We start from the raw sequence: 26,867 nt of genomic DNA on the forward strand, positions 1-26,867 counted from the left end.
GTCAAAGGGGTTAGGAATCCGCGTGGGCCTGCCTACTTTTGACGTATGGAATCTGTGTCGCGAGATCTCGACATGCCGGATGACTCGAATCCGCTGCGCCGCCTCTCCCTGGAGCAACTGCGGCGGCGTACGAGCATGAAGTGGCGGACCTACCCGCACGACGTGCTGCCGCTGTGGGTGGCCGAGATGGATGTCCCACTGGCCGAGCCCGTGGCCGAGGCGATCACCGACGCCGTGGCGCTCGGTGACACCGGCTATCCCGCCGGGACGGCCTACGCGGAGGCGCTGGCCGAGTTCGCCCACAAGTGGTGGGGCTGGGGCGGCCTCGCCGTCGGGCGCACGGCGATCGTGCCCGACGTGATGCTCGGCATCGTGGAGATGCTCAAGCTGGTCTCCTCACCCGGCGACCCCGTCATCGTCAACTGTCCCGTGTACCCGCCCTTCTACCAGTTCGTCGGGAACCTTGACCGACCCGTCGTCGAGGCACCCCTGGGCCCGGACCTGCGGATCGAGTTCGCCGCGCTGGAGAACGCGTTCCGGAGCGCGGGGCGGGGCTCGGCGCGGGGTGCGGCACTGGGCGCGGCACGGGGTGCGAACCGTCCGGTGTATCTGCTGTGCAGCCCGCACAATCCGACCGGGACCGTGCACACCGCCGCCGAGTTGACGCGGATCGCGCACCTGGCGCGGGAGTACGGCGTACGCGTGGTGGTGGACGAGATCCACGCCCCCATCGTGGCGGCGGGCGCCTCATTCGTCCCCTTCCTGAGCGTGCCCGGAGCGGAGAACGGGCTGTCGCTGATGTCGGCGTCGAAGGCCTGGAACCTGGCCGGGCTCAAGGCCGCCCTCGCCATCGCGGGACCTGAAGCCGCCGACGACCTCGCCCGCATCCCGGAAGAGGTCAGTCACGGCCCCAGTCATGTCGGCGTCATCGCCCACACGGCGGCCCTGCGGGACGGAGGCGACTGGCTCGACGCGCTGCTCCGTGGCCTCGACGACAACCGGCGGCTGCTGGCCTCTCTGCTGGCCGAGCACCTTCCCTCCATCGGCTATGCGCCCGCGCAGGGCACCTTCCTGGCCTGGCTGGACTGCCGGGACCTGGGCCTGGGCAGCGACCCGGCCGAGGCCTTCCTGAAGCGCGGCCGCGTCGCTCTGAGCTCGGGGAGAGCCTTTGGCACCGGCGGCGAGGGCTTCGTACGTCTCAACCTGGCCGCCTCACCGGAAGTGATCACCGAGGCGGTCCGGCGGATGGCCTCGGCGGTCGTCTGACTCACCGGTAGGCCAAGCCGCGGCTCAGCGGCGGTCCCGCGTGCGCCGTACGAGATCGGCCGCCGCGTCCGGCCAGTCGGCATACTCGAAGGCGAAGCCCTCGTCGAGCAGTCGGCCCGGGACCACGCGGCGGCTCTTGAGGAGCAGTTCGGTGTCCGTGCGCAGGACGAAGGCGCCGATCTCCGCCATCCACTTGGTCGCGGGGAGCCCCACCCGCGCGCCTGCCGCCGCCCGCAGGTCCCGCATGAACGCCCGGTGCGGGAGCGGGCCGGGGGCGGCCAGGTTCACCGGGCCCTCGATGTCGTCGCGGGTGATCAGGAACTCCACCGCGCGCACGAAGTCCCGGTCATGGATCCAGGACAGGTACTGGCCTCCGCCCGCGACCGGCCCGCCCAGGCCCAGCCGGGTCATCCGCAGCAGGACGTCGAAGACCCCGCCCCGGTCGGGGCTCATCACCATGGCGGCGCGCAGGGCGACTTTGCGGGTGTGTGGAGTGGCGGCCTCCTGCTGGGCGCGCTCCCAGTTCTTCGCGATTCGTACGCTGTACTCCCAGTACTCCGGCACCCCGGCTTCCGTACCGCCGATGACACCCGTCGCCTCGTCGTGAGGTGCGTCGAAGCGGTGCGCGTAGATCGTGACGGTGCTCATCTGGAGCCAGAGCGCCGGCGGTTTCGCCGCGGAGGCGATCGCCGCGCCGACGGCCTCGGCGGACCGCACCCGGGAGTCCATCATGCCCCGCAGGTTGGCCTCGGTGTAGCGGCAACTCACGCTGCGCCCCGCGAGGTTGACCACGACATCACTGCCGTCGATCTCCGCCGCCCAGGGGCCCGATGTCCGTCCGTCCCAGGCGACTTGGCGCGCACGCACGGGATTCCGGGTCAGGACGACGACATCGTGCCCGGCGGCGGTCAACGCCCGGTCCAGCACGGCTCCGACCTGCCCGGTGCCTCCTGCAAGCACTACCTTCATCGCGCTTCCCCCTCGCTCGGTGAGCACTCGGCAGGCACGAGCCTAGACCTGCCCCACCAGCGGGTTTGTCCCGGCCCCGCAGTGCTGTTCGGTGCGTGAGCAGGCAGGCCATCCGACGCGGCTGGACGCCCTCGGGGGCATCAGTGCTGGATCAGGCCACCGACCGGAACTGGAGCGACGTGGCCGGTTGCCGGACGGGTTCGCGCCAGGTCGAGGCCGATGTCGACCAGCGATGACCGGCGCAGGCCGTTGACGTCGGAGATCGGGGTCCAGACCGACTCGGCGATTTCCCCGCCCGGCTCAGGCCGGAGTTGGCCACCGGTGATGCGCACCTGGTAGAAGATGCCGACGTTCTGGTGCTCCGGCCCGCCGGGGACGGTGCGTTCGGCCGCGGGGATGACCCTTGAGTCCACGCCCAGGAGACGTTCCACCAGCGCCGAGCAGCCGGTCTCCTCGGCGACCTCCCTGATCACCGTCTCGTACGGATCCTCCCCGTGCTCGACTCGGCCACTCGGAAGCGTCCAGTTGGACTCGCTCCGGGGGGAGACGTGTCGGGCGAGGAGGACCCGCCCTTCCTCTACGCACACGGCGTATGCCGCCAGCCTGAAACTCATCACCCGCACCTCCCGCCGGACCATCTTGGCATCGAGCTCCGGCATGCGGCCCCGCCCTGCTCGCCGCGGTCCACCGTCAGGCCCCAGGCGTACGGCTGCGCATGGTGGCCGAATCGAACTCCGACACCCCGGAATTGCGGCGCGGCGAGGTCGACCTCGAATCAAGTTCCGCCGAGCCTTCGGTGCCCGACATCCGCCACCAACTCATCGGGGAGGACCACCTCGTCGTCGCGGTCCGCCCCGGTCACCCGCTGACCGACGGGCCCCTCACTCCCGAGCGCTACGCCGCGGCCGGACACGTCACCGTCTCCCGGCGCGGACGACTGCGCGACCCCGTCGATGACGCCCTCGCCACCCTCGGACTCGAACGCCAGGTCGTCGCCGCGGCACCGAGCACGGCGACAGCCCTCCCCCTCGTCCTCGACACCGACCTCGTCGTCACCGTCCCCCGAGCCGTCACCGACTCCGCCCTGCGCGGCCTCGGTCTGCGGACGCTGCCCCTGCCCCTCGTGATGCCGCCGGTCCCCTTGCACCTGGTCTGGCACCAACGCCACGACAACGATCGAGCCCACGCGTGGCTGCGCACCCAGGCCCGCTCGGCACTACAGGCCGTGTTCGCCCCTCGGCCGCGATGACTCGCGAAGGGCCGGTGGCCGGGCTAGGGTCCACGCGTGAACAGTCGGCAGCCGGAGACGTCCCCCGACCGCTGCGCGATCGTGCTGGTGGCCTCCTCCGCCGGGGGTATCCAGGGCTTGCAGACGCTGCTGGGCGGCCTGGACCCCGGGCTCCCGGCATCCGTGCTGGTGACCCAACACCTGCGCCGCGACCGCGTGACGCACATCGTCCCGATCCTGTCCCGCGCCACCGGTCTCCGCGTCAAACTGGCCGAAGACGGCGAGCACCCGAGAGCGGGAAGCGTCTGCATCGCACCGCCCGACCACCATCTGTGCGTGGAGACACACGGCGCGCTGTCCCTGTCCCGCGAGGGCCCGGTCAACTACGCGCGCCCGGCCGCCGATCCGCTCTTCGAGTCGGCCTCGAAGGCCTATGGGCCGCTGGTCATCGCTTGCGTGCTCACCGGATCCGACGGCGACGGCGCCCGGGGAGTGAAAGCGGTCAAGTCGCGCGGGGGCGTCGTCATCGTGGAAGACCCCGCGACGGCCGCATTCCAAGGGATGCCCCAATCCGCCGTCCAGACCGGCCAGGTCGACTTCGTCCGCCCCGCCGACGGCATCGCACCCCTCATCCACCAACTCCTGCACCCGGCCCGCAGCTCCTGAAGGACTTGGCCCCAACCCGGCGATGAGTTCCTCCCACGCTTCGGGTCTCCCCTGACAGACACCTGACAGACACCCGAGTCGAGCAAAGGAACAGCCGTGAAAGATGATGTCTGGTCGCTGGTACACGCCGAGCGTGCGGCGCTGATCGAGGACCTCACTGGCCTCGATGACAAGCAGTGGGATCTCCCGTCCATGTGTGACGGGTGGACCGTGCACGACGTGGTCGCCCACCTGGTCGACACGGCTCGCACGACGCGCATCGGTTTCGTGAGTGGCATGGTCCGGGCACGTTTCGACTTCGACCGGCAGAACGCACGCGGTGTGGATCGCGAGCGTGGCGCCTCCCCACAAAAGACGCTGGAGCGGCTGCGTCAGGTGGCCTCCCGCAGATCGGGCCCTCCCGCACCGCTCGACACCCGGCTCATCGAGGAAGTCGTCCATGGTGAGGACATCCGTCGCCCCTTGGGACTCACCCACTCGTACCTGCCGGAGGCTGTCGTCAGGTCGCTGCGCCTACAGGCTCGTACGTCAGCGTCCTTCGGCGGAGCCAAGGAGCGCGTGTCCGGCGTCCAACTGGCCCCGACCGACGCCGACTTGCGCATCGGCGAAGGCCCGCAAGTGCGCGGAACCGCGCTTTCCCTGCTGCTGGCCATCTCCGGGCGGCAAGAAGCGCTGGACGAGCTTGACGGCCCGGGGGTCGACACACTGAGGGGGGCTTCCTGACGAAAGACCTGCCCGTCGGCCATCAGCCATCACCCGGCACCCGGCACCCGGCACCCGGCCAAGTCCAGATCAACCCCCGACAGCAAAGAGCAGTCATGACCATCCCTGGACGCGCTGTACTCGACGCCTTCCAACTCACCGGAAGCGGAAGCCCCCTTCGCCTGCCGGGAGGGGAAGGCCGAAGTGTCCGCGTGGAAGACGTGGTGCTCAAGCCCGCCGGTCCGGACACCGAGTTCGCCGAGTGGCTTGCCGACATCATGACCTCGGTCCAGGAAGACGGCTTCCGCGTCGCGCGCCCCCTGCGGGCCACCACCGGAGCCTGGAGCCACGACGGCTGGACCGCCTCGCGCTTCGTCCCCGGCACCGAACCCGACCACTCTGCGGCACCCCGCTGGCTTGAGATCGTGGCGGCAGGGCGCGCCTTCCACCGCGCCCTGGCCGACGTCCCCCGCCCCGCCCTGCTCGACCGGCGCCGCGACTGGTGGGCGACCGGCGACCGAGTCGCCTGGCAGGAGAAGGAGGTCGGTCTGCTCCCCGCTTTGCGCCGGCCCTACGACGAGTTGACCGCGCTGCTCGGCCCGAAGCCGCAGGAGCGGCCCCAGCTCATCCACGGCGATCTCACAGGCAACGTCCTGTTCGCACCGGGGCTGCCCCCGGCCGTCATCGACTTCTCGCCCTATTGGCGCCCGCCGGCCTTCGGCGAGGCCGTCGTCGTGGGCGACGCCCTGATCTGGCATGGCGCCGGCCCCGAGCTGCTCCACGAGGCTGCTTCCGCGCATGGACCCGACTTCGTGCAGTACGTCGTCCGCGCGGTCGTCTTCCGTCTCGTCACGACCAGCGAGCACCTCCGCGACCTGCTCCCGGAGGACCCCTGCGGCACGGAGGGCACCTGCGGCACCACCACCGAGATCCGACGTTACGAGCACGCCGCACGGCAACTCAGTCTCTTCACCGGGAGCTTGGCTTGACGAGGTGCTCGAAGGAGACCCTCGCGCCCTTCATCACGAACAACGCGACGCGGGTCACAAGACCGGCGGCCCCTGTTCGACACGCCGCAGCACCGGGGTGAGCCGGTCGAGGCCGTCGTCGGTCTGGATCTGGCGTTCGTCCCACCAGGTGGCTCCCGCGTCGGCCAACGGGCCGATCAGATCACGGGACTTGGCGGCGTCGTCGCCCGGCGTGGCACCGCCGAGGATGATGTCGAAGGGGGTACCGGACAGGCCCACGTCCTCGCGCTGCCGTCGCACGTACGCCACCAGGTCGCGCACCTGGTCGATCGGCGGCACATGGCCGTGTTTGGCGTCGGCGAACAGCGGGACCGCGCCGTCCCAGCGGGCGGCCCGGCGCATGGGCGGGCGGTTCGGCCAGAAGCCGGCGACCCAGACGGGCGGCCGAGGTCGTTGCACCGTGGCGGGCAGCAGCGTCACGTCCCGTGCCTGGTAGTGCCGTCCGTCATGGTTCACCGGCTCGCCCGACCAGTAGCGCTGGAGCAGGTCCAGTCCCTCGTCCAGCCGCTCGGCCAGCACCTTCGGATCCGTGGTGTCGCCGAAGCTCGCGTACTCGTCCTCGACGGGTCCGCCGAGCCCCGCCCCGAAGGTGACCCGGCCCCCGCTGAGGGAATCCAGGGTCGCCACCTGGCGGGCGAGTTGCTGTGGGCGCCTGCGGGCGACGGGGGTGACCAGTGTCCCCAGTCTGATCCGGGAGGTCGCCAGCGCGGCGGCGGTCAGCAGCATCCAGGGGTCCCCGAAGGGCCTGTCCCCGTGCTTGCGATGCAGCACGTGGTCCCAGACGAACAGCCCGTCCCACCCTGCCTGTTCCGCCGCCACGGCCACCTTCGCCACGGTCCTGGGATCGGCGAAGTCGCCGAAGTTCGGAATGTTGACCGAGAAGCGCATCTCCGCATCCTGCGGCACGGCACTGAGCCCGGCAACCGATTAGCGGCATGCGTGACCACGGGGCTCATCTGATGTCACATCAGGGTACGACCTCGCGGGTTCCGGCCGCGCCTGATCAGCCCGCGCGGCGCAGCGGCGGGACGGCCGGGACCTCGATCGCGTTCTCGATGTCCGCGACCGTCATCTTGAACTGGTCGGGATAGGCGTCGCGTCGCGTGCGGCGGGCGGGTTCAGTGGTGCGCCAGGTGTAGAGGCACTGACGGCACTGCAGGACGTCCCAGACGCCGGGAACCGGCGAGGTCGCGAGCCGGTCGATGGTCTCGAAGGCGCAGCGCGGGCAGATGGTGGGGTCGTCGGGCAGGGGCATGGCCGGGTTCCTTCCGGAAGGGGAGCTGAGGGCGGCTGGAGGGGAGCCAGGAGGTCAGGAGCGGGCCGCGATGAGCCGCTGGAGCTTTGCCGCCCACTCCTTCGCCTCGGGCAGGTCCTTGGCCGGGGTGGAGAAGTTGCCGCGTACGTCGGGGGCGACCGGGGTCGTCGCGTCAATGATCATCTTGCTGGTGATGCCGGCCGGCTGGGCGGCGGGTGCCAGCTCCAGGACGGACAGGTTGGGGATGACGACGACGTCGTCGGCGGGGTTGACCTTGGCGGACATGGCCCACATGACCTGCGGCAGGTTGAAGGGGTCGACGTCCTCGTCGACCAGGATCACCTGGGCCACGTAGCCGAGGCCGTGGGGTGTGGTCATCGCGCGCATGCCGACGGCCTTGGCGAAGCCGCCGTACCGCTTGGCGGTCGAGATGATGACCATCAGGCCGTGCGTGTACATGGCGTTGACCGCCTGCACCTCGGGGTATTCGGCGCGCAGTTGCTTGAGGAGCGGGACACAGGTGTTGGGGCCGACGAGGTAGTCGACCTCGGTCCACGGCATGCCCAGGTAGAGGGACTCGAAGACGGGGTTCGTGCGGTGGGAGACGCGGTCGACGCGGATCACGGGCATGCGGCGGCCGCCGGAGTAATGGCCGGTGAACTCGCCGAAGGGGCCCTCGATCTGGCGCTTGCGGGACTCGATGACACCCTCGATGACGACCTCGCTGCCCCAGGGCACGTCGAAGCCGGTCAGCGGTGCGGTCGCGATGGGGGCGGGCGCGCCACGCAGGGCGCCGGCCATCTCGTACTCGCTCTGGTCGTACGCCATCGGCATCCCGGCCACGATCGTGATCACCGGGTCGTTGCCGAGGGTGATGGCGACGGGCAGGTCCTCTCCCGCCTCCTCGGCCTTGCGCAGGTGGTGGGCGATGTCGTGCATGGGGACGGGCTGGAAGGCGAGTCGGTCGGTGCCGATCACCTCGATGCGGTACGTGCCGACGTTCTGCTTGCCGAAGTTCCGCGGGTCCTCGGGATCGCGGGAGACGACGGCGGCCTTGTCGAGGTAGAAGCCGCCGTCGCCGTCGTTCAGGCGGAAGAGGGGCAGGACGGAGAAGAGGTCGACGTCCGCACCCTCCTGGGTGTTCTCGCGCCAGGGGGCGTCCTCGCGGCGTTCGGGGGCGACGGGGAAGACGTCCCAGCGGGCCGCGAAGGCCTCCACCTGCTCCTTGACCGGGGTGTTCCTGGGCAGGCCGAGAGCGAGGGCGTGATTGGCCCAGGAGCCGTGCACGTTCATGGCGATGCGGGCGTCGGTGAAGCCCTTGACGTTGTCGAAGTACAGAGCCGGCGCGTTCTCGCCGATGCGGCCCGTGGCGTTGGCGGCCGCGGCCAGGTCGGGCTCGGGCAGGACCTCCTCGGTGAGGCGCAGCAGCTGCCCCTCCTGCTCCAGGGTGTCGAGGAAACTGCGCAGGTCGTCGTGGGCCATGGATAACTCCTGTGTGGGGAAGGGCGGTTTGAGGGTCCTGGCGCTTCAGGAAGCGGGCCGCAGGGCTGCCGCGCGGGCGGCGCGCATGCCTTCCCAGCGCTTGGCGGCGGGCGCGGGCAGGTCGAACTGGTCGAGCACGCGGGCGGTGATGTGGTCGACGATGTCGTCGACGGTCGCCGGGTGGTTGTAGAAGGCCGGCATCGGCGGCACCATCCGCACGCCCTGCCGGGCCAGGGCAAGCATGTTCTCCAGGTGGATCTCGCTCAGCGGTGTCTCGCGGGGTACGAGGACGAGCCTGCGCCGCTCCTTGAGGACGACATCGGCGGCGCGGGCCACGAGACCCTCCGCGTAGCCGGCGCGGATCCCGGCCAGCGTCTTCATCGAGCAGGGCACGATCACCATGCCGTCGGTGCGGAACGAGCCGGAGGAGATGGTGGCGCCCTGGTCGTCGGGATGGTGCGTGACGTCGGCGAGCTCGCTCACCGCGGAGACCGGGAGACCGGTCTCCAGCTCGATGGTGGTGCGTGCCCAGCGGGACAGGACGAGATGGGTCTCCACGTCCGGCAGCTGGGCCAAATTCTCCAGGAGCCGCACGCCGATGGCCGCTCCCGTCGCCCCGGTCATTCCCACGATCAGCCGCACTCGCCCGCTCCTTGCACCAAGATGACCTGCGCTTTTACTCCTGCGCGCCGTTGTTTCCACGCTAGGAGGCCGCTGGTGCGTGGCAGCGGTACGCTCGGGACTCACGATGGGGAAAAACGGACACCCTGATGTCAGGGACCTGGATTACACCGCGGCGGTCGGCGCTCCCACAGGCGTCGAGGTGGTGGAGCTCGGCGGCCTCTACGAACGCTCGCGGCGGCACGGCAACGATCCGTACGCGCCCTTGCGCCCCGCCTTCCACCAGCTGATCGTGGTCCGCGCGCGCCCGCTGCGCATCGCGGTGGATTTCGTCGAGCACGACCTGCCGCCCGGATCCTGGCTGTGGATCCGGCCGGGGCAGGTGCAGCGGTTCAGCCGGGACCTCGTCGCGGCGGACGGAGTGATCGTCCTGTTCCAGCCCGGGTTCCTGCCGCCCGCGACGGTGGCGGCCGCGCACATGGATCCGCCCTACGAGCAGCGGCCGCTGGTGCCCGAGGGCGAGCAGGCGGGGGCGTTGCGGCGGGCGCTGGACCATCTCACGTACGAGTACGACGCGCTGGCCTCCCTTCCGCTCGAGGCGCACGTCGAGGTGGTGAGGCACCTGGTGTCCGTCCTGGTGCTGCGCCTGGCGGCGGTGCGGGGAACGGCGCCCCTGCCGGGCCCGGTGAGCGAGGTGTTCCGGCGCTTTCACGACGCGGTGGAGCGCGACCACGCGGTGACACGGCGGGTCGAGGACTACGCGGCGGCGCTCGGCTACAGCCCGCGCACGCTGTCGCGGGCGACGTCGGCCGTCACCGGCGCGAGTGCGAAGAAGTTCGTCGACGAGCGGGTGCTTCTGGAGGCCAAACGCCTCCTCCAGCACACCAGCCTCCCGGCGAAGGAGATCGCGGGGAAGCTGGGGTTCGCGGACGCGAGCGACTTCACGAAGTTCTTCCGGCTGCGGACGGGCACGACGCCGGCCGCGTTCCGCGCACAGGCTCTGGGGCAGGCCGTGTTCGGCTCCGCGTGAACGAGAGGCGCGCTCCTCGGCCAGGGCCGCCTCGTGCTCCGCGTCACCGACGTAGTACAGCGCGCGGGCCGTGTACGGAAAACGTCATCCTTTGTGACCGATTCCCGCAAGGGGATGTGGCCACGCGCCGCGGCACTGCAAGATAGGACCGTGGTAGGCAACCTTCCAGCTGTGATGACCACTTTCGTCGGCCGCAGCAGCGAACTGGACGTCATCGCTACGGCGTTGACGGAACACCGGCTGGTCACCCTCACCGGTGGCGGCGGTGTCGGCAAGAGCCGCTTGGCGCTGCGCGTCGCCGAGCAGGTACGCGGCGCGTACGCCGACGGGGTCTGGTGGGCCGACCTGTCCACCCTCAACGACGACCGGTTGTTCACCGCCACGGTCTGCGACGCCGTCGGTCTCCTGGACCACAACCCGCGCGCGCCCATAGAAGGGCTGTGCGAGTGGCTGACCGGACGGCAGGTCCTGCTCGTCCTCGACTGCTGCGAGCGGGTCCTTTCCTCCTGTCTGCACCTCGTCAGCGAACTCCTCGCCGCCGCCCCTCAGCTGACCGTCCTCGCCACCAGCAGGGAACCCCTTGCCACCCACTGCGAGCACTGCATCGAGGTCGCTCCGCTCTCCACGGAGGACGGCGGAGAGGCGATGCGCCTCTTCCGTGAGCGGTGCGCCACGGCCGCCCCCGGGTTGTCACTCGACTCCCCCGCCGACGCCGAGGTCATCTCCGGCATCTGCAACCGCTTGGAGGGAATCCCCCTCGCTGTCGAGCTCGCCTGCGCGCGGCTGGGTGAGAACAGCCTCGTCGAGATCGCCGAGCGTCTGAGTTCGCGGCTCGACACCCTGATCGACGAGTCCGTGTGGCCCATGCGCCACCGAGCCCTGCGCACCGCGATCGGCTGGAGCCACGAACTGTGCGCCCCGCTCGAACGCCTAGTGTGGGCCAGGCTCTCCGTCTTCCACGGCCCCGTGGAAACGGCGGACGCCCAGTCCGTCTGCGCCGGCGGCCCTCTCGGCACGCACGAGATCCCTCGGATCCTGGAGCGGCTCGCGGACCAGTCCGTCCTCCAACGGGACGGCACCCGCTACCGCATGCTCGACACCCTGCGCGAGTACGGAGCGATGTGGCTCGACGAACTCGGTGAGACGCACGCCCTCACCCAGCTCCATGCCGCGCACTTCGCCACCGTGATCGCGAGCGCCGAGGCGGGCTGGCTCAGCGACCGGCAGGTCGCCTGGTACGCCAGAATCTCCGACAGCCACGCCGACGTACGCGCCGCGCTCGACCACCTCATCGCCGAGGACCCGGACGCCGCCATCGAGATGGCCGGGCGAACGGGCCTGTTCTGGCCCTGTTGCGGACACCTTCACGAATCACGCGATTACCTCGAACGCGCCCTCGCTCTCGACACTCCCGACGGTCCGCCCCGCACGCGCGCGCTGTGGGCCCTTGGCATCACCCTCACCCTCCAGGGCGACCACCACAGCGCCCTGCGCGTCGGGGAGGAGTGCGCCGTCGCCGCACAACAGGACCAGGACCGCACACCCCAGTCCGCGCTCTTCGCCGCGCACACCCTTGGCCTGACCCACCTCATGGCCGGCCGCCCGCAGGCCGCATACGAGGTGAGTGACCATGCCCTGGTCACCCACGCAAGCTCTCCCCCGGCGGGCGCGCCACAGCTCTGCTGCATGGTGATCAGGATCTTCGCCCAATCTGCGCTCGGCCGGCTGGACGAGGCCTACGAAGGGGCCACCGCCCTGCGCGCTCTCAGCCACCAGTACGGCGAGCACTGGGCACGGTCGTACGCGTTCCACCAGCTCGCCTTCATCGACCTGCGCCGAGGCCGCCCGCAGGCCGCGGAGCGCCATGCGCGAGCCATGCTCACCAGCAAGCACCACCTCAACGACAACCTCGGAATCGCCCTGGCCCTCGACCTGCTCACCGGCGCGAACGCGGCCCAGGGCAACGGCATCCGAGCCGCCTGCACCTCCGGCACCGGACTGACGTACTGGCGCATGCTCGGCCACCCGAATCGCGGCACGCCCGAACTCTCCGAGATCCGCGAGCAATGGGAGCAGCAGGCCCGTGAAGCGGCCGGTGCCAACGCCTACGACAAGGCTTTCCACAACGCTGTCAACGACGACGCCGAACAGGGCCTCGCCCTCGCGCTACAGGTACCGCCGACCTCCTGACCGGCTGTTCCACTCCGATCACACTGGCGTCCTCCCCGCAAAGGGAGCGGCCCCGGTCAGCCCTTGCGGGGTGACCGGGGCCGTTCCTCGAAAGGCGGCTGCGCCGGGGAGGCGGCTCAACTGGCCGGCATCGGCTCGGTTTTCTTGCCGTCGCCGTCCGGCTGCGCGCCGTTCTCCTGTGCGAGCCGTTCCATGCCGCTCGTCGTCTTCAGCGGCTTCTCCTTGATGAAGATCACCGCGACCAGTGCCAGCGCCGCGAAGGGAGCCGCCAGCAGGAAGAGGTCGGCGGTCGCCAGGCCGTAGGCGTTCTCCACGATCTCCCGCATCGGCGCGGGGAGCTTCGTCATGTCGGGTACGGCGCCTTCGCCGCCGCCGGCACCTTCGGCGGCCGTACCGCCCGCCGCGCCCACGCTCTTGGAGATCTCCGAAGCCACGCGGTTGGCCAGGACGGCGCCAAGGACACTGGTGCCGATCGTGCCGCCCATGCTGCGGAAGAACGACAGGACGGATGTCGCCGCACCCAACTCGGTTGCCGGTACATCGTTCTGCGCGGCAAGGACGAGGTTCTGCATCAGCATGCCGACACCGATGCCGAGCACGGCCATGTACAGGCTGAGCAGTCCGAAGCCGGTGTTCGCGTCGATGGTGGCGAGCAGCCCCAGACCTGCGGTCATGATGACGGCGCCCGAGACCAGGTAGGCCTTCCACTTGCCGGTCCTGCTGATGAACTGGCCGGCGACGGTGGAGGAGACCAGCAGTCCCAGGATCATCGGCAGACTCATCATGCCCGCCACCGTGGGCGACTTGCCGAGCGCGATCTGGAAGTACTGCGAGAGGAATACGGTGCCGCCGAACATGGCCACACCCACCAGCAGGCTCGCGACGGTCGTCAGCGTGACGGTCCTGTTGCGGAAGATGGCGAGCGGAATGATCGGCTCCGGCACCCGGGACTCCACGAACACCGCAGCAACCAACAGGATCACACCAGTTGAGGTGAGCGCCGCGGTCTGCCAGGACGCCCAGTCGAACTGCTGGCCCGCCAGCGAGGTCCAGATCAGCAGCGCGCAGACGCCCGCCACGATCAGGAAGGCGCCCAGGAAGTCGATCTTCACGTCACGGCGCACGGTCGGCAGTCGCAGTGTGCGCTGAAGGATCAGGATGGCAAGGAGCGCGAACGGCACGCCGATGAAGAAGCACCAGCGCCAGCCCAGCCAGGACGTGTCCACCAGGACACCTCCGACCAGCGGTCCCGCCACCGTGCCCACGGCGAACACGGCGCCGAAGATGCCCGCGTACTTGCCGAGCCTGCGCGGCGGGATGACGGCCGCCATCACCACCTGCGCAAGCGCGGTGAGGCCACCGGCACCGATGCCCTGCACGACGCGGCTGAAGATGAGCAGCCCCACGCCCTGCGAGAACCCGGCGAGCAGGGAGCCGACGATGAACATGGCGAGGGACAGCTGCAGGAGCAGCTTCTTGTTGTAGAGGTCCGAGAGCTTGCCCCACAGAGGGACGGTCGCCGTCATGGCGAGCAGCTCGGAGGTGACGACCCAGGTGTAGGACGACTGGCTGGCGCCGAGGTCGGCGATGATGCGCGGCAGGGCGTTGGCCACGACCGTACCGGCCAGGATGGCGACGAACATGCCCGCCATCAGCCCGGACATGGCCTGGAGTATCTGCTTGTTGCTCATGGAGGTGGGCGCCTGATCGGGCGCCTCTGCTGTGCTCAAGGTGTCCTTCTCGGAAGTCGATCCGTGGATCGGGCAGGAACGGGATTCAAGGGTGACGCGGGCTCAGGAGCCGGCCGCGGGGGCGGCCAGGCCTGCGGCCAGGTGCTCGAAGGTGAGGCGGAAGACCTCGACGAAGGCGATGTCGGCCGTCCGCCCGCACCAGTCCTCGATGGCGACCCGGATGGCGGTCGTGGAGACGGCGGCGACCAGCCGGGGGTAGAGCCCGACCGCCTCGCCCGGCGCTCCCCCCAGCCGCTCGGCGATCGCCTGCGCCAACTCCGACTCCTCGGCCATGTGGGCCCCCAGGCCACGGACGAGGAGGTGCGGCGAGCGCTGGAAGACCTTGGCCCGCAGGCTCCAGATCTCGTGGCGCTCCTCGATGTCCACCAGTTCCGCGGCGAACGCGTCCCGCAGCACGTCGAGTACGGCCAGATCGGCGGGCGCCTGGCGCACCGTGCGCCGGAGCCGCTCGCCGACCTCCTCGTCGATCATCAGGAAGGCGTCGTCGTGACTGTCGAAGTAGTTGAAGAACGTGCGCGGAGAGACTCCCGCCGCGCTGCTGATCGCCTCGACGGTGACGTTCTCCGCCCCGTGCTCGGCGGCCAGCCGCACCGCTGCATCGGACAACGCCGCCCGCGTGGCCCGCTTCTTGCGCTCACGGAGTCCGGGCGCAGCGTCTTTGCTCGTCACATCTTGCAGACTACGCAAAGATGCAGAGTGCGCAAAATTAACCTCCAGCGATACATCGGCCGCAGGCAATCCACCCCGTACCGCCAGGTGTTCCCCATTCCCTCCATGGGTTAGGTTAGGCATACCTAAGGTAGAGGCTTGGGTCTCTTCAACGGCATGGAGCATTTGGATGCGCCCACACAGCACCCGCATCACGCAGCCGACCCCCGCCGAACGCGTGCACGCGATCCTGCACGCGGCACAGTCGATGACAGTGATCAGCGACGGGAGTCACACCGAGGTCCACCGGCTCGACGGCGCGGGTGCGGGGCACATCCACCTGCACGCCCCGGGCCAGGACACCCCGGCGTCGCCGCAGGAACGCCGCCCGGTCCGCCTGGAGTTCACCGACATCGCACCGACCGCCGTACGCGACCGCCTGCGTGCCCGCGTCACCGTCACGGGGCTCCTGACGGCCCCGTACAGCGATGAGTCGGACCAGAGCACCTGCATGGAGTTCGGTCAGGCGCTCCTCGAAGACGATCAGGGCCGCCACTTCGTCTCCCTCGACGAGCTCTGCTCGGTCCCCCCGGATCCGATCACCGGCAGCGAGGCGGAGATGCTGACCCATCTCGTGGACAGTCACCAGGAGCTCGTCCCGCTCCTGGTCCGTCTGGTGCAACCGCAGCCGGAGAAGGGCATGTTGCGCGCGGTCCCGCTGGCCATGGACCGCTACGGCGTGACGTTGCGTCTGGAGTACCCCACCACGCATCTCGACGTCCGGCTGCCGTTCGCCACTCCCGTCAGCGACATCGACCAGGCAGGACCTCAGATCCGGGGGCTCCTGGCCGCGGCCCGTCGCGCCTCCCACGGTCAGCGGTGGATGTCCGCGCCGGGACCAAGTGGCAGGCCCAGGCCGTAGAAGAGGCCGAGGACCACGAGCCAGGCGATCAGGAACGGCACCACGAACACCGAGAGCCGGGCCATGACCGTGCCGAGCTGCGCGCCGGGTTCGTAGCGGCGCAGGATCGTCAGCATCAGGAAGACGTACGGATTGAGCGGCGTGATCATCTGGGTCGCGGAGTCGCCGATCCGGAACGCGGCCTGGGTGACGGCCGGTTCCATGCCGAGGAGCATGAACGCCGGGACGAAGACCGGCGCGACCAGGGACCACAGGGCCGAGCCCGAAGTGACGAAGAGATTCAGGACACAGACCAGGAAGACGAAGAGGACCAGGCCCGTGAAACCCGTCAGGCCTGCGGACTCCAGGAGGTTCGCGCCCTTCACCGCGAGCAGCGTGCCGACGTTGGACCAGTCGAAGACACCGATGACCTGTGAGATCACCAGGATCAGGACGATGTAGCCGGACATGCCGGTGATCGACTCGGCCATCATGCGCGGGGCGTCGTCGGCGCGCTTGAGGGTGCCGACGGTGCGGCCGTACACGATGCCCGCCAGGACGAAGGCGACGAACAAGAGCGGCACGATGCCGTTGAGGACCGGTGAGGGGACCAGGGCACCGCCCTCGCCTCGCAGCGGGGAGCCCGGCAGCAGCCAGCAGGTGACCACGACGGCCGCATAGAGCAGGACGGCCAGGCCCGAACGCAGCAGGCCCGTGCGCTGCCTTGCGGTCACGGTGACCGTGACGGCGGAGCCCGCGCCGTCCCCATCTGCCTCGCCATCTGCCTCGCCATCTGCCTCGCCATCTGCCTCGCCATCTGCGGTCGGATCCGGCTGGGGCAGCCGGGGTTCCAGGACGCGGGAGATCAGGAAGCCGCCGATCAGGGCGAGCACGCAGCTGGCGGCGGCTGTGAAGAAGTAGTTGATGAGGATGTGCGTGGGGGCGCTCTCGCCGCCGGGCACGACCGCGGCGGCCTGCTGCGTGATGCCCGTGTAGAGCGCGTCGAGCGCGCCGATCGAGAAGCCCGCCGCGTAGCCGGCGCAGACGCAGGCGAAGCCGCCTATCAGGCCCGCGATCGGATTGCGGCCCGCGTTCTTGAAGGCGAGTGCGGCCAGCGGCGGGATCACCAGGATCGCGACGTCGCTCATCAGGTGCGCCTGGCAGGACACGAAGGCGACCAGGTAGGGCAGCAGGCGCCTGGGCGCCCGCGCGATGGAGGCGCGTACGGCTGTTTCGAGCAGGCCCGTCTTCTCGGCGACGCCGACCGCGGCCATCATCAGCAGGACGGTGCCGAGCGAGGGGAAGCCGGTGAAGTTCGGGATGAAGTTCTCGAGCAGCCAGCGCACGCCCTCGCCGCTGAACAGGCCCTTGACCGCGAGTGTCTTGTCCTCGCCGGGCACCGTGACGGTGGTGCCGGTGGCGGCGAGGACCGTCGAGACCGTGCCGATGATCAGGAAGAGGCCGAGGAAGAGCAGCACCGGGTGCGGGAGCTTGTTGCCCGCACGCTCGATGCCGTTCAGGACCTTGTCGAGCACGGACCGCTTCGGCGGGCCGCCCGTCGGCGTCTTCGCGGAGGTGACCGAGGTGCTCATCCGGCGGCTCCTTCCGATGGCGCGCCGCTCGCCGCCGGGGCGGTCCGTGCCAGGCCGAGCGTGTCCTTGCGTACGGCGCCGCGCTGGGCGACGAACACGATGCGCGCCGGGTCGGACAGGACCGAGATGTCCGCGAGCGGATCGCCGTCGCACATCACCAGGTCTCCGTGCTTGCCCGCTTCGAGCGTGCCGATCTCCGCGGAGAGACCGAGGAGTTCGGCGGCGCTGCGGGTGCCCGCCTCAATGGCCCGTTGCGGCGTCATGCCGAGGGCCACGAGGTGGGAGAGCTCGCGCAGGTTGCGGCCGTGGGGCACCATCGCCGCGTCGGTGCCCATCGCGATGCGTACGCCGTCGGCGATGGCCGCGGCGATGTTCTCCCGGGTGATGCCGGACCAGCGGACCTTCTTCTCGTAGTGGAAGGGCTGCATGGTCGAACGGTCGATGCCGTCGAACACCGTTGACAGGGTCGGCACCACGAACGTGCCGTGCTCGCCCGCCAGTTCGCGTGCCTGCGCGGTGAGGCCGTAGCCGTGCTCGACGCTGCTCACGCCGCTGCGGATCGCGTTGACGATGCCCGCGGTGCCCTGTGCGTGGGCCGCCACGGGGCGGCCGCCGTGCCGGGCCACCTCGTCGACGACCGTGCGGATCTCCTCGACGGTCAGGCCTTCGTCGTCGGGCTGGTCGTAGGGGCTGCTCATTCCGCCGGTCGCGCAGACCTTGATCACGTCGGCGCCCGAGCGGAGCAGGCGGCGCACCGCGACCCGTACCTCGTCCGGGGTGTCGGCGATCTCGCCCACCCCGGCGCTGGGGTCGAAGCCGCACTCCGAGCGGAAGTCGGCGTGGCCGCCGGTGTGGCTGAGGATGCGGACCGCCGTGTGCAGGCGGGGTCCTGCGGTGAGGCCCGCGGCGACCGCGTCCCGGTACCCCGCGGGCAGGCCGCCCAGGTCGCGGGCGGTGGTGATGCCCGCTTCCAGGGTGATGCGCAGGCGCTCGGCGGTGCGGAACGTCTCCAGGGTCTGGTCGCTCTCGTGCCGGCGGACCATCTGCCGGGGCGATTCGATGGCGAGGTGGACGTGGGTGTCGATGAAGCCCGGCAGGACCGTGCGTCCTGCCGCGTCCACGGTCCTGGCCCTGGCGGGGGCCTCGGGCGCGGTGGCGGCCGGTCCTGCGTGGACGATCGTGCCGTCCTCGTCGATGTCGATGACGGCGTCCGTGACGGGGGCCGCACCGGTGCCGTCGACGAGTCGGGCCCGGATGATGCGCAAGGAGGAGAACAGTGCGTGGCTCATGGCCGACGATCCTCGGTATCAGGGATCACGACTGTGTAAAATCGCCGGAATCCTTCACCTCGATGCCTTCGACGCAGGATTCGGCACCTCTCATGGACACGCAGCGGACGCACACCCTGGACGAACTGGATCTGTCGATCGTGCACGCCCTCCAGATCCAGCCCAGGGTCCCCTGGGTACGGATGGGCGAGGTCCTGGAGGTCGACGCGGTGACGGTCGCCCGCCGCTGGGAGCGCATGGTGCGCGCGGGCGTGGCCTGGGTGGACGGCTATCTGTCGACCGGCCACGACGAGGGCGTCTACGCCCAGATCGAGATCGACATGGACGGCCGCCTGAGCGAGGACACCATCGGGCAACTCGCCCGTGATCCACACGTGTTGAGCCTCAAGCAGACCTCGGGCGGGCGTGATCTGCTCGCGATCGTCGCCGCCGCCGACCTCGACGGGCTCGCCAGGCTCTCCGGCGACCGGGTGTCGCAACTGCCGGGAGTACGCGCCGTACGCAGCCATGTCATCACGGCGGCTCCCTTCGAGGGGGCCTCGTGGCGGCTGCGCATCCTCACCCGGCAGCAGCGCACCGCGCTCACCGTGGAGAGGCCCGCGCTGCCCGACGAACCGCTGCGGCCCCTCGACCGCCGCATCGCCCTCGCGCTCGGCACCGACGGCCGGATGCCGCTGACGGAGCTCGCGGAGACCGTCGGCGCCTCCGCCGCGACCGTCCGGCGCAGGCTGCGCGTCCTGACCGGCACCGGGCGGCTCTCGCTGCGCTGCGCGCTTGCCAGGCCGCTGACCGGATTTCCGGTCTCGGTCGTCTACTTCGGCTCGGTGCCCGCCCAGCATCTCGACGAGACGGTGAGCGCGCTGCGCACCCTGCCGGGCCTGCGCATGTGCAGCATCACGGCGGGCGCGCACAATCTGATGCTCGACATCTGGCTGCCTGCCCTGTCCGAGGTCCACACCACCGAGGCGCTGCTCAACAGCCGCCTCGCGCACCTGGATCTGCGGATCACGGAGCGCGCCGTGGTGCTGCGTACGGTCAAGCACGTGGGGCGGGTGCTCGACCGCAGAGGGCACAGCATGGGGTCGGCGCCGCTCAACTACTGGGACGCGTAAGGGTGTTTGGGCCTGCGGTGCTCCGGCTCGCCGGTCGCAGGGCGAACAGCCGGGTGAGCGGGTGGAAGCGGTAGCGGCCGGGAGCCGGGGACTCCAGGAACTGGACGTCGACCAGCTGCTCCAGGATCACCTCGGTCGCCGAGGGCGCCTCGCCGGTCGTCGCCGCCGCCCGCGCCACCGTCAACTCGCCCTGCCCCGCCGCCAGCAGGGGGAGCGCGAGCGCCGCGGTCCGTCCGGTGGCGCCCCGGGCCAGGAGCTCGCGGTGGCCCACCTCCAGGGCCGCGCGCATGTCCAGATCCGCGAAGGACAGCTCCGCCAGACGCCGCGCGGGGTCGGCCAGCCGGTCGGCGAGTTCCCGCACCGGCCACCGGGGCCGTGCCGCCAGGCGGGCTCCCGCGATGCGCAGGGCCAGCGGGAGGTGACCGCAGTGGTGCGCGATCGCATCGGCGGCGCCGGGTTCCGCGGTCAGTCTCCCCGGTCCCGCCCAGAGGCCGAGCACCTCGACGGAGGCCGGGGGCGGCAGAGGCGTCAGGTGGAGGTGGGCGGCGCCGTTCAGGGCGGCGAGGACCCCGCGGCTGGTGACGAGCACCGCGCAGCCGTGCGCCGCGGGCAGCAGGGGGCGCACCTGCGCTGCGTCCAGGGCGTTGTCGAGGACGATGAGCACCCGTCGCTCGGTGAGCCGGGTGCGGTAGGCGGCCGCCGCGTCCGCCTCACTGCCAGGAGTCGGCATGGGCGCGCCCAGCGCGCAGAGAAAACGCCGGAGGACGACAGCGGGCGGGACGGGATGCTCGTCGTGGCGTGAGCCCCGTAAGTCGGCATAGAGCTGGCCGTCGGGGTACCGCTCGGCGAGCCGGTGGGCCGCGTGCACGGCGAGCGCCGACTTGCCGACACCGCCGGGGCCGTCGAGCGCGACCACCAGGGGGCCGCTGCCCCGCGGCATCGGGCGGAGCGCATCGAGTACATCCAACTCCCCTCCCCTGCCGGGGAGTTCCGGGATATCCGCGGGCAACTGGCGGGGCACGGCCGGCGGGCAACCGGCGTTGTCCCTGCCGGGCGGGCCCGCGCGGCCGTTGGCAGCCGTGCGCGAGCGGCGCGTCTCCTCCACCCGGTCGCGGGCCGTCGCAAGCAGCCGCAGCTCGCGGCCGGTCGCCCCGAGCAGTTGGACCAGGGTGTCGAAGCGGTCGGTCGGCGGCAGGGTCTTGCCCGCGAAGTAGTCGCCGATCACCCCGTGCGCCCAGCCCGTCCGCGCCGCCAACTGACGGTAGGTGAGCTGGGCGCCCCCGTCCCTGCGCGCGGCGCGTCTGCGCAGCTGCCGCAGCAGCGCGGCCAACGCGTCGGCCGTGTGCACGGATTCGACCGGGCCGACGTCCGCCGCCGCATCCCGCGCTCCCCCGTCCGGCGGGTGTCCCGCCGCCCCCGTTGACATGGTTGGCATCCTCCGCACCGGCTCGCGCCGGGCGACCTCGTGTGACCGTCGCCTGGCCGAGGCCATCCGGACCTGTCCGGTGGTGCCCGATTTCGGGGATCTCCCCCCGGGACGCGCTGCGAGCATCCGTCTACCGCTCGGATCCCGCGTATCGGCGACCGGGCACCGCACCGGCTGTCACTACGGCATTCGTGGATTATCGCCCTCCGGTTTGGTGCGGCTTCCCGGCAAACGCCACGGGCCGAGCGTCGCAACACCGCACGACCGACATCGGACAACCGACATCGGACAACCAAGGAGGCACGACCTATATGAGTAGGGTCTGCAACAAAGCCCCCGGCCTGCCTGACGGCAGCGTGGCCGAACAGTCTCTGTACGAGCGCGTGGACGGCCCCATCGCCACCGGCTCGGCCCACTTCATGCGGGCGGGCAGTGAGCTGCACCTGATGCATTCCGACCTGGAGCTCAACGACGTGCGCCAGGCCGCCCTGCGGGTGCGCTGCGCTGCCGCCGCCGTCCGGGCCGCACTGGTGGAGTACCGCACCTCGCACCGCGTCGCCCAGGAGCTGGGCTTCTACCCGGTCCACGACGAGCGGCTGCGGGTCGCGGGCGGCGGGACCGCCCCGGTGCGCGAGACGCTCGGCGCCGCCCGCGAAGCGGACCTGGTCCAGCTGGACCGGGGAGCCGTCGAGGCCATTGCGCGGCGCTACGAAGAGGGCGGGGACGAGGCGGCGTTCGGCCACTTCGTGACCGAGCTGACCGGCTTCTCGGCTGAGCTCGAGGGCTTCGCGGCACAGGCCACCGAAGCCGGTCCTGCCGACTGGCAGCGCCTGGCCTGGCAGTTGCTCACCGGGTTCGACCGCATCCGGATCTACGGTCAGGCACTGGCCGTCGTCAACATCCTCGGCATGACCCCCGGCGCCGTCGCCGTCGACGGCGCCGGGCAGGAAAGGAGCACCAGGATATGAGCGCAGTCTGCAACAAGCTCCTCAGCCTCGGCGAGGAGGACCTGCGCAGCAAGAAGCAGCTCGCGCAGGCAGCGGGCACCGAAGTGACCGCGGCCACCAGTGAGTTGTGCCGGGCCCTGGAACTCGCCGAGCACGGTGACGGGGTGGCCGGTGCCGCGGTGTACGCCGCGGCGGCACGGGACCGGCTCGACGGTGCCGCCCGGATGCTGGCCCAGGTGGCCGACATCCTCGCGAAGGGCAGCCTCAGCCCGGAGTCGGCCGCGTGGTACAGCAGGCTCGACTACGACCGGCTCTACCGCTCGGGCATCAGCCTGGGCGCGGTGCCGCACGCGGCCGAGCTGTGGCAGGCGTACACCCGGCAGGCCCTGACCGGTGGCCCGCTCGGCATCTGCCACGACATGCGCGACCGCACTCTCGCCGTGGCCGCCCTCATCGGCGAGTGGCTGGAGCGGATCGACGCCCCGGCTGCGGACACCGCGCTGCCGCGGATCCAGTCCGCGATGGCCGACCTGGCCGCGTACACGCAGCTTGTCGCCTTCGCCAACAAGGTGGAGCCGCGGGACCCGGCATGGGTGGTGGCGCGGGACGCCGCGGCGTAGCCGTCCGTACGCACGACAGGGGAGCGCCGGCCAGTGCCGGCGCTCCTTCTGTGCGCCATCAGCTGGGGTCAGCAGACGGCACTGGATGAGGACGCCCGCATCATCAACATCATCAACGCGTCTTCGGATAACGGACGAAGAGAATGCCCTGGACCTCGCCGTCCGGTGCGCTGTAGAAGTGCGGGACGTCGGCCGGCCAGTGGGCGTGGCCGCCGGGCCCGGCCGTCTGCGGCGCGTCCGGCAGGCCGACGACCGCCGTTCCGGAGAGCACCATCAGGCTCTCCGTGGTGAGCGGGACATGCGCGGCCGACTCCTGGGTCGCGCCCTCGGCGACGGTGACGCGGAAGACGTCCGTGGCCGCGTCCTCGTCCTCGTACCGCTCCAGGAGGACCGCGGTGACGGCGCTGCCGGAGACTCCTCCCTCGCCCGCCGCGACGCCTGGCGCCGGGTCGTCGAGCACGGCGCTGACCGGGCGGCCGAGCGCGGTCGTCAGGGCGTAGAGCGTTTCCAGCGTGGGGTTGCGCCGGCCCGTCTCGAGTTCCGAGAGCGTGCCCTTGCCGACGCCCGAGCGGCGCGAGAGCTCCGACAGGGACAGGCCGTCGTCCTGCCGCAGCCGTTTCAGCCTGCGCCCCACCTCGTCGTTCAGACCCATCCGTCCAGTTCCGTCCGTTTCCAAGCCCACCGGCGCTTTGACGTGCCGCCACCCACATCCTTAGTGTTCCACAAACAGAACGTTCCGTATAAGGAACGTCTGGACCCGTTCTCCTGCCCCCCTCCGGAAGTGATGCCCGCATGTCCCCGCTCGCCCGCATACGCGCCATCGCACCACCCTCGGCCGTGGCGGCGGCGCTCATCGCGGTCACCGTCGGGGTGACCAGTGCCGCTGCCCTCGTGTTCACCGCGGCGCGGGCCGCGGGGGCGGATGCGCGGGAGGTCTCTTCGTGGATGCTGGCGCTCGGCATCGGGATCGCCGTGACCTGCGTGGGTCTTTCGCTGCGGTACAAGGCCCCGATCGTCACGTCCTGGTCGACGCCTGGCGCCGCGCTTCTCGCCACGAGCCTGAGCGGGGTGTCCATGGGCAAGGCCGTGGGCGCGTTCGTGTTCAGTGGCGCGCTGATCGCGGTGAGCGGTCTGACGGGATGGTTCGCGCGGATCATGGACCGGATCCCGGTACCGCTCGCATCTGCGCTGCTCGGCGGTGTGCTGCTCGATTTCGGGACGGGGCTGTTCTCCCAGATGGGCGGCAGTTTCGCGATCGCGTTTCCGGTGTTCGTGCTCTACCTCCTCGCGCGCCGGCTGCTCCCCCGCTACGCCGTCCTCATCGCGCTCGGCGGCGGGGTCGTCGCCTCGGTCCTCACCGGGGGCTGGCATCTGGAACGGGTCCGTCTTTCGCTCGCGCATCCGGTGTTCACGGCTCCCGAGTTCGACTGGAAGGTACTGATCAGCGTCGGCGTGCCGCTGTTCGTCGTCACCATGGCCTCGCAGAATCTGCCGGGGGTCGCCGTGCTGCGAGGGTCCGGCTACGAGGTGCCCGTCTCGCCCGTCCTGACGTGGACCGGCGCCGTGCAGGCCGTGCTCGCGCCGTTCGGGGCGTTCGGCATCAACCTGGCGGCGATGACCGCCGCGATCTGCACCGGCGAATCGGCCCACCCCGACCGGCAGCGGCGCTACCTCGCGGCCGTGTGGGCGGGCGTCTTCTACCTGTGTGTGGGCCTGCTCGGCGCGACCGTCGCCTCGCTGCTCACCGCGATGCCGCACGCGCTCGTCCTGGCCGTCGCCGGGGTCGGGCTGCTCGCCACGATCGAGGCGTCCCTGGCCAGTGCCCTGTCGGACCCCACGTCCAGGGAGGCGGCCGTGGTCACCTTCCTCGCGACGGCCTCCGGTGTGACGCTGCTCGGCATCGGGTCCGCGTTCTGGGGGCTGCTCGCGGGCGTGCTCACCAGCGTCATCGCGTCGGTAGGACGCCGGCGCCGGGCCGCCGCAGCCGGGCCAGCACCCGCACCCGTACCCGCCCCGCAGGCGGTCACGTCGGCCTCGCGCGCACCTGAGCGGACCTCCGCGTGAACACCGGGCACTGAGGCTACGGCTCGCATCAGGGCCGATGGAACCGCGCTTCCGGATAGCGTGCCGACGGGCCATCCAGCAGTCGTGTGTTGCTGCCACGTGCTTCGGACGACGCGTGGAGCGCGGCCGATCCCGCGCAGAGAAAGTACGTGCCGCCGGTGTCGTCGCCGGCGATCGGCTCCAACGACGCACCGGAGGCCAGGTGCACGTCCTCGACGTGGTAAGCACGGCTCACGTCGAAGTTGACGGGGAACGCGGCCAGTTCGGCCAGGTCGGCCCTGGTTCGCAAGAGCTCCGGAACACGATCGGTCATACGTCCGCACCCCAGCGCCGTGATCGCCGAGGACCGCGGGACGGCCAGGTGCACCCTTCGTCCCGGAGCGGGTCCCCGACGTTCGGCGACAGCGGCGCCTACGGCGTCATCAAGGCTGCGCTCGCCCACTCGGCACGCAGCGCCTTCTTGTCCACCTTGCCGACCTTGGTCGTCGGCAGCCGGTCCAACAGGACCGTCTTCCGTGGCGTGTACAGGTCTCCCAACTCGGCGGTCACCGCCGCGCCGACCGTGATCGGGTCGACGTCGGCGCCATCGGCCGTGGCCAGGAAGATCTGCACGGCCTCCCCGAACTCCTCGTCCGGCACGCCGAGCGCCGCCGCGTTGCGCACCCCGGGGATGGTGAGCAGGAAGTCCTCGAGGACTCGGGAGTAGACGTTGTCGCTGGTGCTGCCGGTGACGATGATGTCCTTGGCCCGGTCGACGAGGTAGAGGTATCCCTCGGCGTCGAGATAGCCCATGTCCCCGGTGCGCAGCCAGCCGTCGCGCAGCGCCTCCGCGGTGCGCTCCGGGTCCTCGTAGTAGCCGAGCATCACGGCCTTGCCTCGGACACACACCTCGCCGACCTGCCGGACGGGCAGCGCGGTCACGCCGTCCTCCGCACGGATCTCGATCTCGGTGTCGGATATCGCGCGACCGCAGCTGCGCCAGAGCTCGGGGCGACGGGCTCCTTCCGAGGCGAGATCATCCGCGCCGAAGGCGGCGATGCCGAGCGCCTCCGACTGCCCGTAGCCCTGGCTGAGCACGGGTCCGAAGACCTCGACCGTCTGCTGCAGTCGGCTGGGCGACGAAGCCGCGCCGCCGACGACGATGCGCCGCAGCGCGGGGAGGACGCCCGGCACACACTCCGGATGGTCGAGAAGCGCGTACAGCATGGGCGGTACGAACATGGTGGCGGTGATCCGCTCCTCGCGCAGTACCGTCAGCGCCGCGCCCGCCTCGAACTCGGGCAGCACGACGAGGACGGACCCTGTCACCAGCGCCTGGATCGAGGTGAGATGACCGCTGCCGTGCGTGAGCAGTGTGGCGGCGAGCACCCGGTCCGTGTCCGCGTCCATGGTCGGGAAGAAGGCGGATCCGGAGTCCCCCGGGGCGCCGTCCGCGAGGTCCACCACCGTGTCGTAGAGCCGGTGGGTGTGCGCGGCGAGCTTGGGATGGCCCAGGGTGCCGCCGGTATAGAGAACGGTGACGGCCTCGTCCGCTCCCGGGGCGGGCACGCCCTCGGGGCGCACCGCGGGGCACTCGGCCGCCAGGGCGAGCAGGTCCGTGCACGGCAGTTCGCAGGGCCCGAGGCTCAGTAGTACAGGCGCGTGGACGCTGCGTCCTGCGGCGTCGGCGGCCCGCTCGGCGAAGACCGGGTCGGTGACCACGGCGCGCGCCCGGGACTGCTCGACGAGTGCGGCGAGCTCGCCGGGGCCCGGTTCAGGCGGCAGGAACACGACGCGGCAGCCGATGAGATGGACCGCGAGTTGCACCAGGACGGAGTCCACGCGATTGGCCAGGAACAGTCCCACTCCGTCGCCGGGTTCGAGACCCTGCCGGCGCAGCGCCTGCCCCAGACCGAACAGCCGCCGCCGAGCCTCACCCCGGGTCAGCCGCTGCGCACCCTGGACGAGCGCTTCGGCGTCCTCGTCCTTGTTCCAGTGCTCCAGGATGCGGTCCACGTACGTCGACTGCTCGGATGTTTGCTGTGCGGTAATGATCATGGACACATGCAAACATGCCACTCAGAATCCATGGTCGCACAGG

25 protein-coding genes and 1 pseudogene are annotated in these 26,867 nt (G+C 70.7%); 12 read left to right on the forward strand and 14 right to left on the reverse strand.

Annotated elements, in window-relative coordinates; all coding sequences use genetic code 11:
* The first annotated feature begins 45 nt into the window (after window positions 1-45).
* Window positions 46-1,266 (forward strand): MalY/PatB family protein, encoded by a 1,221-nt coding sequence (locus M4V62_RS01040; RefSeq protein ID WP_249585270.1) that lies wholly within the window; start codon window positions 46-48, stop codon window positions 1,264-1,266.
* Between the two features lie 24 nt (window positions 1,267-1,290).
* Here M4V62_RS01040 and M4V62_RS01045 read toward each other — a convergent pair whose 3' ends face one another.
* Both M4V62_RS01045 and M4V62_RS01050 read right to left on the reverse strand, forming a co-directional pair.
* Window positions 1,291-2,235, reverse strand: coding sequence for a TIGR01777 family oxidoreductase (locus tag M4V62_RS01045; RefSeq protein WP_249585271.1), 945 nt, complete (start codon window positions 2,233-2,235; stop codon window positions 1,291-1,293).
* 140 nt (window positions 2,236-2,375) lie between these two features.
* On the reverse strand, window positions 2,376-2,849 hold the full coding sequence (locus M4V62_RS01050) for an NUDIX hydrolase (protein WP_249592650.1): 474 nt from the start codon (window positions 2,847-2,849) through the stop codon (window positions 2,376-2,378).
* Window positions 2,850-2,875: 26 nt separating this feature from the next.
* Between M4V62_RS01050 and M4V62_RS01055 the strand changes: the two are divergent.
* The 4 genes and pseudogenes from M4V62_RS01055 to M4V62_RS01070 form a co-directional block, all read left to right on the forward strand.
* A pseudogene (locus tag M4V62_RS01055) lies at window positions 2,876-3,484 on the forward strand (LysR substrate-binding domain-containing protein); the annotation flags it as partial.
* A gap of 36 nt (window positions 3,485-3,520) precedes the next feature.
* Window positions 3,521-4,129 carry a chemotaxis protein CheB gene (locus M4V62_RS01060; RefSeq protein ID WP_249585272.1) on the forward strand — a complete coding sequence of 203 codons (609 nt, stop codon included), beginning with the start codon at window positions 3,521-3,523 and terminating at the stop codon, window positions 4,127-4,129.
* Between the two features lie 96 nt (window positions 4,130-4,225).
* Window positions 4,226-4,852: a maleylpyruvate isomerase family mycothiol-dependent enzyme gene (locus M4V62_RS01065; protein WP_249585273.1), complete on the forward strand. Its 627-nt coding sequence runs from the start codon at window positions 4,226-4,228 to the stop codon at window positions 4,850-4,852.
* A gap of 95 nt (window positions 4,853-4,947) precedes the next feature.
* Window positions 4,948-5,820: an aminoglycoside phosphotransferase gene (locus M4V62_RS01070; RefSeq protein WP_249585274.1), complete on the forward strand. Its 873-nt coding sequence runs from the start codon at window positions 4,948-4,950 to the stop codon at window positions 5,818-5,820.
* A 54-nt stretch (window positions 5,821-5,874) separates the two neighbouring features.
* Here the strand turns inward: M4V62_RS01070 and M4V62_RS01075 are convergent, their stop codons facing one another.
* The 4 genes from M4V62_RS01075 to M4V62_RS01090 all read right to left on the reverse strand — a co-directional run bounded on the left by M4V62_RS01075 (window position 5,875) and on the right by M4V62_RS01090 (window position 9,238).
* Window positions 5,875-6,747: an LLM class flavin-dependent oxidoreductase gene (locus tag M4V62_RS01075; RefSeq protein WP_249585275.1), complete on the reverse strand. Its 873-nt coding sequence runs from the start codon at window positions 6,745-6,747 to the stop codon at window positions 5,875-5,877.
* Between the two features lie 115 nt (window positions 6,748-6,862).
* Window positions 6,863-7,114, reverse strand: a complete 252-nt coding sequence (locus M4V62_RS01080) for a non-oxidative hydroxyarylic acid decarboxylases subunit D (protein WP_249585276.1) — start codon at window positions 7,112-7,114, stop codon at window positions 6,863-6,865.
* A gap of 54 nt (window positions 7,115-7,168) precedes the next feature.
* A complete protein-coding gene (locus M4V62_RS01085; protein ID WP_249585277.1) occupies window positions 7,169-8,596 on the reverse strand; it encodes a non-oxidative hydroxyarylic acid decarboxylases subunit C in 1,428 nt (475 codons plus the stop codon).
* A gap of 45 nt (window positions 8,597-8,641) precedes the next feature.
* Window positions 8,642-9,238: a non-oxidative hydroxyarylic acid decarboxylases subunit B gene (locus M4V62_RS01090; RefSeq protein ID WP_283779063.1), complete on the reverse strand. Its 597-nt coding sequence runs from the start codon at window positions 9,236-9,238 to the stop codon at window positions 8,642-8,644.
* A gap of 79 nt (window positions 9,239-9,317) precedes the next feature.
* Between M4V62_RS01090 and M4V62_RS01095 the strand changes: the two genes are divergently transcribed.
* Both M4V62_RS01095 and M4V62_RS01100 read left to right on the forward strand, forming a co-directional pair.
* Window positions 9,318-10,247, forward strand: coding sequence for a helix-turn-helix domain-containing protein (locus tag M4V62_RS01095; protein ID WP_344646421.1), 930 nt, complete (start codon window positions 9,318-9,320; stop codon window positions 10,245-10,247).
* Window positions 10,248-10,421: 174 nt separating this feature from the next.
* A complete protein-coding gene (locus M4V62_RS01100) occupies window positions 10,422-12,437 on the forward strand; it encodes an ATP-binding protein (protein ID WP_249585278.1) in 2,016 nt (671 codons plus the stop codon).
* A 116-nt stretch (window positions 12,438-12,553) separates the two neighbouring features.
* Here the strand turns inward: M4V62_RS01100 and M4V62_RS01105 are convergent, their stop codons facing one another.
* Together M4V62_RS01105 and M4V62_RS01110 are read right to left on the reverse strand one after the other, a co-directional pair.
* Window positions 12,554-14,128, reverse strand: a complete 1,575-nt coding sequence (locus M4V62_RS01105; protein ID WP_425575270.1) for an MDR family MFS transporter — start codon at window positions 14,126-14,128, stop codon at window positions 12,554-12,556.
* A gap of 102 nt (window positions 14,129-14,230) precedes the next feature.
* Window positions 14,231-14,866, reverse strand: coding sequence for a TetR/AcrR family transcriptional regulator (locus M4V62_RS01110; protein WP_249592653.1), 636 nt, complete (start codon window positions 14,864-14,866; stop codon window positions 14,231-14,233).
* Between the two features lie 160 nt (window positions 14,867-15,026).
* Between M4V62_RS01110 and M4V62_RS01115 the strand changes: the two genes are divergently transcribed.
* The gene (locus M4V62_RS01115) at window positions 15,027-15,758 is read left to right on the forward strand and encodes a DUF2470 domain-containing protein (RefSeq protein WP_249585280.1); all 732 of its coding nucleotides are present in this window, start codon (window positions 15,027-15,029) and stop codon (window positions 15,756-15,758) included.
* On the opposite strand, the gene M4V62_RS01120 is transcribed toward M4V62_RS01115, so the two are convergent.
* Window positions 15,710-17,329 (reverse strand): AbgT family transporter, encoded by a 1,620-nt coding sequence (locus tag M4V62_RS01120; protein WP_249585281.1) that lies wholly within the window; start codon window positions 17,327-17,329, stop codon window positions 15,710-15,712. The two genes, M4V62_RS01115 and M4V62_RS01120, sit on opposite strands and share 49 nt — an antisense overlap.
* Window positions 17,326-18,618, reverse strand: coding sequence for a metal-dependent hydrolase family protein (locus M4V62_RS01125; protein ID WP_249585282.1), 1,293 nt, complete (start codon window positions 18,616-18,618; stop codon window positions 17,326-17,328). The genes M4V62_RS01120 and M4V62_RS01125 overlap by 4 nt, the downstream gene beginning before the upstream one ends.
* Window positions 18,619-18,710: 92 nt before the next feature.
* Between M4V62_RS01125 and M4V62_RS01130 the strand changes: the two genes are divergently transcribed.
* Window positions 18,711-19,730, forward strand: a complete 1,020-nt coding sequence (locus M4V62_RS01130) for an Lrp/AsnC family transcriptional regulator (protein ID WP_249585283.1) — start codon at window positions 18,711-18,713, stop codon at window positions 19,728-19,730.
* On the opposite strand, the gene M4V62_RS01135 is transcribed toward M4V62_RS01130, so the two are convergent.
* On the reverse strand, window positions 19,711-21,156 hold the full coding sequence (locus M4V62_RS01135) for a helix-turn-helix domain-containing protein (RefSeq protein ID WP_249585284.1): 1,446 nt from the start codon (window positions 21,154-21,156) through the stop codon (window positions 19,711-19,713). The two genes, M4V62_RS01130 and M4V62_RS01135, sit on opposite strands and share 20 nt — an antisense overlap.
* Window positions 21,157-21,467: 311 nt before the next feature.
* On the opposite strand from M4V62_RS01135, the gene M4V62_RS01140 reads away from it, so the two are divergent.
* The gene (locus M4V62_RS01140; protein WP_249585285.1) at window positions 21,468-22,124 is read left to right on the forward strand and encodes a hypothetical protein; all 657 of its coding nucleotides are present in this window, start codon (window positions 21,468-21,470) and stop codon (window positions 22,122-22,124) included.
* Window positions 22,121-22,723 carry a hypothetical protein gene (locus M4V62_RS01145; RefSeq protein WP_249585286.1) on the forward strand — a complete coding sequence of 201 codons (603 nt, stop codon included), beginning with the start codon at window positions 22,121-22,123 and terminating at the stop codon, window positions 22,721-22,723. The genes M4V62_RS01140 and M4V62_RS01145 overlap by 4 nt, the downstream gene beginning before the upstream one ends.
* A 112-nt stretch (window positions 22,724-22,835) precedes the next feature.
* On the opposite strand, the gene M4V62_RS01150 is transcribed toward M4V62_RS01145, so the two are convergent.
* Window positions 22,836-23,375, reverse strand: coding sequence for a helix-turn-helix domain-containing protein (locus M4V62_RS01150; RefSeq protein WP_249585287.1), 540 nt, complete (start codon window positions 23,373-23,375; stop codon window positions 22,836-22,838).
* Between the two features lie 140 nt (window positions 23,376-23,515).
* On the opposite strand from M4V62_RS01150, the gene M4V62_RS01155 reads away from it, so the two are divergent.
* Window positions 23,516-24,787 carry a benzoate/H(+) symporter BenE family transporter gene (locus M4V62_RS01155; RefSeq protein ID WP_249585288.1) on the forward strand — a complete coding sequence of 424 codons (1,272 nt, stop codon included), beginning with the start codon at window positions 23,516-23,518 and terminating at the stop codon, window positions 24,785-24,787.
* Between the two features lie 28 nt (window positions 24,788-24,815).
* On the opposite strand, the gene M4V62_RS01160 is transcribed toward M4V62_RS01155, so the two are convergent.
* Complete coding sequence (locus M4V62_RS01160) at window positions 24,816-25,100, reverse strand: hypothetical protein (protein WP_249585289.1); 285 nt, start codon at window positions 25,098-25,100, stop codon at window positions 24,816-24,818.
* Between the two features lie 98 nt (window positions 25,101-25,198).
* Window positions 25,199-26,824, reverse strand: coding sequence for a class I adenylate-forming enzyme family protein (locus M4V62_RS01165; RefSeq protein WP_249585290.1), 1,626 nt, complete (start codon window positions 26,822-26,824; stop codon window positions 25,199-25,201).
* Window positions 26,825-26,867 lie beyond the last annotated feature (43 nt).

The organism is Streptomyces durmitorensis (assembly GCF_023498005.1).
In the GTDB taxonomy this organism is placed as follows: Bacteria; Actinomycetota; Actinomycetes; order Streptomycetales; family Streptomycetaceae; genus Streptomyces; species Streptomyces durmitorensis.